The sequence below is a fragment of the Priestia endophytica genome, from assembly GCF_026790145.1.
GTDB classification, from domain to species: Bacteria; Bacillota; Bacilli; order Bacillales; family Bacillaceae_H; genus Bacillus_I; species Bacillus_I endophytica_A.
The window spans coordinates 86,490-95,075 of the sequence record NZ_JALAMS010000035.1; the positions used below are offsets into that span (position 1 = coordinate 86,490).

Sequence of the window (8,586 nt, forward strand, 5' to 3'; positions counted from 1 at the left end):
TATGTATTTTAGGAATAAGGTAGGAAAAAATTCTTTTTTATGTTATGATCTGTAATGTTTGGAAAGGAGGAGGAAGGATGGAACAACCAAAAAATCCCGGATTAGCTGCAGTGTTAAGCTTTTTAATTGCTGGACTAGGGCAAATTTATAACGGTCAGTTTGCAAAAGGCATCATTTTTATTATTGTATATTTTTTTAGCTGGTTATTAACGTTTGTTCTTATCGGCTTCATTACAACACCTATCCTTTGGATATGGGGCATGTACGACGCTTATAAAGTGGCAGAACGTCATAATAAAAGAATTTCAAATGGTATGTAATCGGTGTTATACATAGTTGAAAAAACCTATTAGTGAACAACTAATAGGTTTTTTTGTTTTAATTGTAAAAGAAGATAATAATATGATGTAAATCATTCATAGTGTAAGCTGATTATTAGACAATTTCTTTCGGTTCTCGTAATATTTATTTTTGAATAAACGACTGGAGAATACCTTAACATAAAGAGAATTTTTTGTCTTATTCAACATTTTAAAGAAGTCAATCTCTTTCTGAAGTCTTTTATATAAGAGGAGGATTAGAATGTCAGGAACAACTGAATCAAAAACACTTCATGATATTAAATTTTCTGTGCTTGACCTTGCACCAGTGAATGAGGGGAGCACACCAGCTGACGCTTTTCGCAACAGCTTGGATCTTGCACAACATGCGGAGGAATGGGGATTCAACAGGTACTGGGTTGCTGAACATCATAATATGCCTGGAATAGCAAGTTCTGCAACATCTGTTGTTATCGGATATCTAGCAGGGGGAACGAAGACGATTCGTCTTGGTTCTGGGGGAATTATGTTACCGAATCACGCATCTCTAGTTATCGCTGAACAGTTTGGAACATTGGAGTCTATGTATCCTGGTCGCATAGACCTAGGTCTTGGACGTGCCCCTGGAAGCGACCAAAATACAGCAAGAGCATTAAGAAGAACGCTCGGTACAACTGGGGATGAATTTCCCCAACAGCTGGAAGAATTGCGCGCTTATTTTTCTGAAAATAGCCGTTTTGTGAAAGCTATTCCAGGTCAAGGATTAAATATTCCGATTTGGCTTCTTGGGTCAAGCGGATTTAGTGCACGTCTATCAGGGCGTCTTGGTCTGCCATTTGCTTTTGCAAGCCATTTTGCACCAAATTATACGATTCCAGCTTTAAAAACGTATCGGGATCATTTCACGCCATCAGAACATTTACAAACTCCATATGCGATGGTAGGTGTAAACGTTGTTGCAGCAGATACAGAAGAGGAAGCAAAGCGTCTTGCAACATCTCAGCAACAGCAGTTTTTAAGCTTAATTCGCGGTACACCAACACAGCTTAAGCCGCCAGTTGATGATATGGAACAAGTATGGACTCCTTATGAAAAGTCGATTATTGCAGAAAAATTAGACTCTACAATTGTTGGAACAAAAGAGACGGTGAAAGCGAGACTAGAGCAATTTCTAGCTGATACAGATGCAGACGAAATGATTATTAACTCACAAATTTTTGATCACAAAGCCCGTCTTCGTTCTTACGAAATTATTGCTGAATTAATGAGCTGAAAGAAACCAGCATAGAAGTCTTTTTCTGTGCTGGTTTTTTATTGCTTTTACCACACTTATTACCATTTCACTACTATTACATATTTGAAATAAAATTGTAATATAATTAATCTCCCTTTCATCATTTCTCATGATATACTTTTTAAAGAAAAAAATGTTGGTTTTAGTCGTTTCTTGCCAGTATTGGCTTTTATAAATAAACAATGATCGATAATATAAATAACCTTAAGATTCTCTTCTTCATAATACATATTAAGAATACATACTGACACGTGAACTATAAAGAAGGTAATGGAATCATCGAACGGGAAAGAAAGCGGAGGAAAATGTTTTGAAAAAGAAAATGATCGCATTTAATGCAACGGTAATGTTAGGGCTAAGTGCTGTACTTTCAACACCGACATATGCTCAAACAATGAGCGAAATGCAAGCTCAAAAGCAAGAAGTTCAGAAAAAACAAGCTGATGTTCAAAGCAATTTGAAAGAAGCAGAAGACAAGCTTAGCAGTCTGAAGAGCGAACAAAAAGAATTAATTGCTCAGCTTAATCGTTTAAATCTAGCAACGGAGAAAAATAACGAAAAAGTAGAAGAAACAGAAAAGCAAATTACAGAAACAAATAAAAAAGTGAAATCACTAGAAAAAGAGATTGATGAATTAAAAGAAAAGTTAGCACAACGCGAAGAAGTTATTAAAGAGCGTGCTCGTTCTCTACAAAAAAGTGGTGGAAACGTAGACTATGTTTCTGTTATTCTTGGATCTGCAGATATCGGTGACCTTATTGGTCGCGCTTTTGCAGTAAATACAGTAGCTGAAGCTGACCGTGATCTTTTACAAGAAACAAAAGATATGCAAGATAGCCTAGAAAAGAAACAAAAAGAAGTGAAAGAAAAACTTTCTAGCTTAAAAGATATGAAAGCAGAGCTTGAGGAAATGCAAGCACAGCTTGAAACACAAACAGCACAAAAAGACAAAGTAATGGAAGACCTAAAAGCGCAAGAGATGGACAGCGCAGATATTAAAGCAGCCTTAGAACAGCAATCAAGTAGCTTAAAAGATCAAGAGTCTAACCTTGATGAAAGCATCTCAGCTGAACAAAAGCGTCAAGAAGAAATAAAGGCGCAGGAGGCAGCGAAAAAAGCAGCTGAAGAGGCAGCGAAAAAAGCAGCAGCTGAAGCGAAGCAAAACACAGAAAGTAGCAGTGCTGAAGTAGCACAAGCACCTCAAGCGAAAGCTGCTCCTGCAGCATCAAAATCAACAACTACATCTGAAGAACGTTCTTCTGTAAAAGAAGAGACTACATCTACACCATCTTCAAATGTCAGCTCAACGCCAACATCTGGAAATGTTGTAACAGTAGGAAACAAATGGATCGGGAACTCTGCTTATGTATTTGGTGGAGGACGTACACAGTCAGATATTGATAATGGACTTTTCGATTGCTCTAGTTTTGTTCGATGGGCATATGCTCAAGTTGGCGTAGACTTAGGGCCAATGGGGGCTGTTAGCACGGATACGCTCAAACATAAAGGAACAAAAGTATCAGCAAGCAGCATGAAACCAGGAGATCTTGTTTTCTTTGACACATATAAAAAAGATGGACATGTTGGTATTTACGTTGGTGGAGGCCAATTCATCGGTGCACAAAGCTCAACAGGCGTTGCTATTGCTAATATGTCTAGTGGATACTGGGCTGATCACTTCTCAGGTCACGTTGTGAGAATCTAACTAGTCTTTAAAAAGCGCTCTTAGTGAAAACTAAGGGGGCTTTTTTTATCAGTTTGAAAAGCGCTGCTTAATGCACTATTATAATGAAGAAAGAGATTTAGGAGGAGTATAGATGTTAAAAGAGAATGTAATGAAAATGCTAGAAGAAAAGCAAACTGCTCAGGATTCAATAGAGCTTTACAAAGACGAAATAACATACATAAATGAAAAAGAGCTTATCTCTCGGGTATCTGTGAAAGAAACAGATTCGTACACTCGTTTTTTTGATGCGTATATTGAGCGAGTAAATAAAGAAACAGAGGAAATGATAGCAGAAGAAACACCTTCAAATTTTCTAGACAAGCCGCTCTCTTTTTTAAAAGAGAACATGGAGGAGTTTGCATACACTGAATCGCCTCTATTTGAGATGATTGGAGTTGAAGGGGTAACGCTTGAGCTTGATGATGTTTTTCGTTACTATAATGTTCTTCTTGGACTAAAAGTACAGAAGAAATGGCATGATGTGATTAAAACGTATCTTTCAGAAAAAATAAATGGAGGAAAATTTGAGCTTAGCTTTAATGGGAATGATGGCCTCTGGGATGTAAACTTTGCTCTTGATGGAGTGCAAGGTTTTCACGAAGGAATGAGTATTGGAGAAGCATATAAGCTTATTTATACCTTTCTATTTAATCTTGTTGTTCAAACAGAAAAATAAAAAAGCAGGTTTTTACCTGCTTTTTTATTTTGTGAAAAAGTTTTCTGTATAATATGGCTGTGCTTCTTCATTAAAAGCAACGCCAACGCCTAACCGTCTAAAGTCAGGTTGTAAAATGTTTTTACGATGACCGAGCGAGTTCATTAGCCCTTCATGTGCAAATATACTGCTGAATTGCCCGTATGCAAGGTTTTCTCCTGCTACCGTAAAGCGAATATTATCCTCTTTCATACGATCAAATGGAGATTGACCTTGGAGGTTTTGGTGATCAAAATAATTATGTTCAGCCATATCTTCACTGTGAGCGAGAGCCGTTTCTTTCACTTGATTGTCCCATGTTAAAATAGGAAGGCCATGATTTACTCTGGCGGCATTTGTGAGATCAAAAAGTTGATATTCAAACCCTTTTTGAAGAGCTTCACTGCCTTTTGTATAAAAGTCTTGTTTATCTTCTTCAAGGCTTTCATTCATAATCTGGATCGATGTAACTGTATTATTTTCATGCTTGTCATAGAAGATCGTAACGAAACTATGCTCAAGTTTGTACATATCATAATCTCGGTCTTTTTCTAATTTATAGTACACAAACCCTTTACGTATTTCTGTAAGGGGATCACCAAGCGTTTTCTCAACCGTTTCTTTTGTTGAACCACGTTTGATTCCTTTTGTAGAAGAAATTAAATCTTGGTTCGTATATAGTCCAACAACTTGATTTTCTTGATTGTAGGCTACCATCATAAAGTGCTCATAGTTTTGGTGATAAGCTACCCATTCTACTCCATATTCATTAAGTGTTGAACGCTGTGGTTGTCCAAGCGTTTTCTCAACACTTGTTCGATCATCTCCAATCTCAACATTATAAACAGAAAAAGTTTGATTTTCTGGCACGTCTAGATTAGGCTTCTTCACTTCTTTTGGTTTCTGTTCTTCTGAAGTAAAGGGAAGGGCAGCAATTGCTTCATCAACTTTACCTGAAAGTTCTGTGAGCCCTGTGGAAAGTTTAGCAAATGTATCTTGGACATCAGGATTATCTTCAATTGTTTGAATTTTAGATGTTATATGGTCAATGGCAGACCGTGGAGAAGGATCTTCCGCAATCTTTTGTAAAGTGGGCCAAGAAAAGTACAGCACAGCAATGAGAATAATCAAAGAGAATAGTTTCCTCAATATGTCACCTCCTATGTTCTATTGTACCTAAAAAGAGGATAAAAGGAAAAGAGAAAGGAAAGAAAAGAAATTCTGTTAAAAGTTGAATATTTAGAAAATTATTGAAAAAAAAAAGCGTTCATGCTATATTTTTAATAAAATAGAGAAGCTGTGCTATTTATTTTCTTATGCCCTTTGTCCCAAATTCGCCTAAGACCTAAAGGAGGAGAGTTATGATGGAATCATACGTTAAAGTTGGGAACCTTCGTGTGTCCCCTATTTTATATGACTTTGTAAATGAAGAAGCTCTAAAGGGAAGCGGTGTTGAGAAAGAAGAATTTTGGAAAGGGTTTCAATCTATTGTCGAAGAACTAGCACCTAAAAACAAAGCATTGCTACAGAAGCGTGAAGACCTCCAAAAGAGCATAGATAAATGGCATAAAGAACATAAAGAAGGAACATCTATTTCTGATTATAAAGCTTTTTTAGAACGTATTGGTTATTTACAAGACGAAGGAGACGATTTTAAAGTCACAACAGAAAACGTTGATGAAGAGATTGCTACAATGGCGGGTCCACAGCTTGTTGTTCCTGTCAACAATGCGCGCTATGCTCTTAATGCAGCAAATGCCCGATGGGGAAGTTTATATGATGCGCTTTATGGTACAGACGTTATTCCAACAGAAGGTGGAAGTGAGCGGGGAAAAACATTTAATCCGTTAAGAGGAGATAAAGTTGTTTCATATGCTAAAAAGTTCCTTGATGATATTTGCCCTCTCGCAATTGGGTCTCATGAGGAAGTAACCAAATATACGGTTGACCGCGGCATTCTTGCAGCAGTACTTCAAGGGGGAGGCCGCACATCTCTTAAAACAGAAAAGCAGTTTGCTGGCTATTTAGGCAGCCCCGAAAGCCCCACATCTCTTCTGTTAAAAAACAATGGTCTTCATTTAGAAATCCAAATTGATCGTTCATCCCCAATTGGGAGTAGTGACCGAGCAGGAATTAAAGATATTGTCATGGAATCAGCATTAACTACAATTATGGACTGCGAGGACTCTGTTGCAGCTGTTGATGCAGAGGATAAAGTTGATGTTTATCGCAACTGGTTAGGACTTATGAATGGCACTTTATCTGCTACATTCCAAAAAGGAAATGAAACGGTTACAAGAACATTAAATAAAGACCGCACGTACACGTCTCCAGAAGGAGGAAGCATTACGTTGCGGGGGCGATCTCTTCTTTTTGTTCGCAATGTTGGTCATTTAATGACAACAAATGCTGTTTTGAACGAAAAAGGAGAAGAGGTACCTGAAGGAATTGTTGATACAGTGATTACATCCTTAATTGCAAAACACGATCTTTTGCAAAGTGAATCTTTTCGCAATTCCAAGAAAGGTTCGATTTATATTGTAAAACCTAAAATGCACGGCCCTGAAGAAGTAGCGTTCGCTAATACGCTTTTTAATCGAACAGAAGATACACTTGGTTTAGCTCGAAATACAGTGAAGATTGGTGTAATGGATGAGGAGCGCCGCACAACGCTAAACTTAAAAGCGTGCATTCGTGAAGTAAAAGAGCGGATTGTTTTTATTAATACAGGGTTTTTAGATCGAACAGGCGATGAAATTCATACTTCAATGGAAGCAGGCCCAATGATTCGAAAGCAGGATATGAAATCTGCTCTTTGGCTTGGAGCTTATGAAAAGTCAAACGTAAGTGTTGGTCTTTCTACCGGCTTAAAGGGAAAAGCGCAAATTGGTAAAGGAATGTGGGCAATGCCTGATAAAATGAAAGATATGCTCCAGCAAAAGAGTGCACATTTAGAGGCAGGAGCAAGCACAGCTTGGGTTCCTTCGCCAACGGCCGCAACGCTTCATGCTATCCATTATCACCGTATAAACGTAGCAAATATTCAGCATACTTTAATGCGCCAAAATCAACATGTGCGAGATGATATTTTACATGTTCCTGTAAGTAAGAATAAAGCTTGGACGGATGAGGAGATTCAAGCAGAACTTGATAACAATGCTCAAGGAATTTTAGGATATGTTGTGCGTTGGATAGATCAAGGCATTGGATGTTCCAAAGTGCCGGATATTAATGACGTTGGATTGATGGAAGATCGAGCAACACTGCGTATTTCGAGCCAGCATGTTGCAAATTGGCTTCATCATGGGGTTTGTACAAAAGATAGGGTAGAAGAAACATTAAAAAGAATGGCAAAAGTTGTAGATGAACAAAACAAAACAGATCCAAACTACAAACCAATGTCTGCTGATTTTGAAGGATCTATTGCTTTCCAAGCCGCTCGTGACTTGATTTTTAAAGGATATGAACAACCGAGTGGCTACACTGAGCCTATTTTACACAAGCGTCGTCAAGAAGCAAAAAAGAAAGAAGTAGCTCAAAAAACAAACTAAAAGGAGAAAAAGGAATGAATGTGTTTGAAGCAATTAAAACAAGAAGAACGGTTGGAGTTGTGAAACAAAATCCTGTTCCTCGAGATGTAACAGAGCAGATTCTTCAGTCTGCTGTATGGGCTCCAAATCATTTTCGAACAGAGCCGTGGCGCTTCTTTGTGTTAGAAGGAGATGGGCGTAACAAGCTAGCAACCGCTTTAGTAGATGCTATTAAAGAGGATATGGAAGATATAACAACAGAGGAAAATCAAAAAAGAATTGAAAAACAGCAAAATAATCCTTTTCGCGCTCCTCTTGTTATCGTAGTAGGGGTAGAGCCAAGTAATGAACCAAAAGTTCCATTAAAAGAAGAGTACGCAGCTGTAAGTGCAGCGATCCAAAATATGCTGTTAACGGCACATGCGAGCGGTCTTGGTGCGATTTGGCGTACAGGGGATATTTGTTATCATCCTAAAATTGCTCAGTCTTTTGGTTTATCAGAAAGAGGAGAAGTTGTTGGATTTCTCTATATTGGGTATCCTGCTAAAGAGCCAAAAACCGTTAAAAAGACTGATGTATCAACATATACAAAGTGGTTTTCGTAATGAAAAGAAGGCTTCCTTATTAATAAGGGAGTCTTTTTTATTGCTAATGGAAACAAGGGGTTTGGCTTAGTTATATTAAGAGTGACCACATATTGACCACATTTAATTAAGCAACTATATATTTTTGGATAAACTTCTCATTAAATTACCAAATTTGTGCGAAGTTTTTTCTTTTAAATCTTTTGTCATATGACCGTAGATGTTCATAGTGGTGTTAATATCACTATGCCCCAAAATTTCTTGTATTTCCTTTATTCCTGCTCCTGCTTCAATTAAAAGTGATGCATGAGTATGACGTAGAGAATGAGGAGTAAGAGATTTTGTAACAGAACTTTTCTTAAGCAATCTTTTCATGCGTGTTAAAACTTTGTTTGCTGATAAGGGGTACCCAGTAGGTGGAGTTACCCCTGTCAAGTA

At 37.7% G+C, this 8,586-nt stretch carries 8 protein-coding genes; 6 read left to right on the top strand and 2 right to left on the bottom strand.

Annotation, left to right across the window (positions count from 1 at the left end):
* Positions 1-77 precede the first annotated feature (77 nt).
* From MOC86_RS21975 to MOC86_RS21990, 4 genes are all read left to right on the top strand, one after another.
* On the top strand, positions 78-320 hold the full coding sequence (locus tag MOC86_RS21975) for a hypothetical protein (protein WP_243519757.1): 243 nt from the start codon (positions 78-80) through the stop codon (positions 318-320).
* 262 nt (positions 321-582) lie between these two features.
* A complete protein-coding gene (locus MOC86_RS21980; protein ID WP_268586114.1) occupies positions 583-1,593 on the top strand; it encodes an LLM class flavin-dependent oxidoreductase in 1,011 nt (336 codons plus the stop codon).
* Positions 1,594-1,924: 331 nt separating this feature from the next.
* Positions 1,925-3,319, top strand: coding sequence for an NlpC/P60 family protein (locus MOC86_RS21985; protein ID WP_268586115.1), 1,395 nt, complete (start codon positions 1,925-1,927; stop codon positions 3,317-3,319).
* A gap of 112 nt (positions 3,320-3,431) precedes the next feature.
* Complete coding sequence (locus MOC86_RS21990) at positions 3,432-4,016, top strand: branched-chain amino acid aminotransferase (RefSeq protein ID WP_268586116.1); 585 nt, start codon at positions 3,432-3,434, stop codon at positions 4,014-4,016.
* Positions 4,017-4,040: 24 nt separating this feature from the next.
* On the opposite strand, the gene MOC86_RS21995 is transcribed toward MOC86_RS21990, so the two are convergent.
* Positions 4,041-5,183: a CAP domain-containing protein gene (locus MOC86_RS21995; protein WP_268586117.1), complete on the bottom strand. Its 1,143-nt coding sequence runs from the start codon at positions 5,181-5,183 to the stop codon at positions 4,041-4,043.
* Positions 5,184-5,398: 215 nt separating this feature from the next.
* Between MOC86_RS21995 and MOC86_RS22000 the strand changes: the two genes are divergently transcribed.
* Both MOC86_RS22000 and MOC86_RS22005 read left to right on the top strand, forming a co-directional pair.
* Positions 5,399-7,585 carry a malate synthase G gene (locus tag MOC86_RS22000; RefSeq protein ID WP_268586118.1) on the top strand — a complete coding sequence of 729 codons (2,187 nt, stop codon included), beginning with the start codon at positions 5,399-5,401 and terminating at the stop codon, positions 7,583-7,585.
* A gap of 14 nt (positions 7,586-7,599) precedes the next feature.
* Complete coding sequence (locus MOC86_RS22005; protein WP_268586119.1) at positions 7,600-8,169, top strand: nitroreductase family protein; 570 nt, start codon at positions 7,600-7,602, stop codon at positions 8,167-8,169.
* A gap of 114 nt (positions 8,170-8,283) precedes the next feature.
* Here MOC86_RS22005 and MOC86_RS22010 read toward each other — a convergent pair.
* Positions 8,284-8,586, bottom strand: a 303-nt coding sequence (locus tag MOC86_RS22010) for a tyrosine-type recombinase/integrase (protein ID WP_268586120.1), incomplete at its 5' end; no start/stop codon positions are given.

Bases quoted from the DNA above. Each gene is read 5' to 3' on its own strand.
- MOC86_RS21975 (WP_243519757.1), top strand. From the start codon at position 78: ATGGAACAACCAAAAAATCCCGGATTAGCTGCAGTGTTAAGCTTTTTA.
- MOC86_RS21980 (WP_268586114.1), top strand. From the start codon at position 583: ATGTCAGGAACAACTGAATCAAAAACACTTCATGATATTAAATTTTCT.
- MOC86_RS21990 (WP_268586116.1), top strand. From the start codon at position 3,432: ATGTTAAAAGAGAATGTAATGAAAATGCTAGAAGAAAAGCAAACTGCT.
- MOC86_RS22000 (WP_268586118.1), top strand. From the start codon at position 5,399: ATGGAATCATACGTTAAAGTTGGGAACCTTCGTGTGTCCCCTATTTTA.
- MOC86_RS22005 (WP_268586119.1), top strand. From the start codon at position 7,600: ATGAATGTGTTTGAAGCAATTAAAACAAGAAGAACGGTTGGAGTTGTG.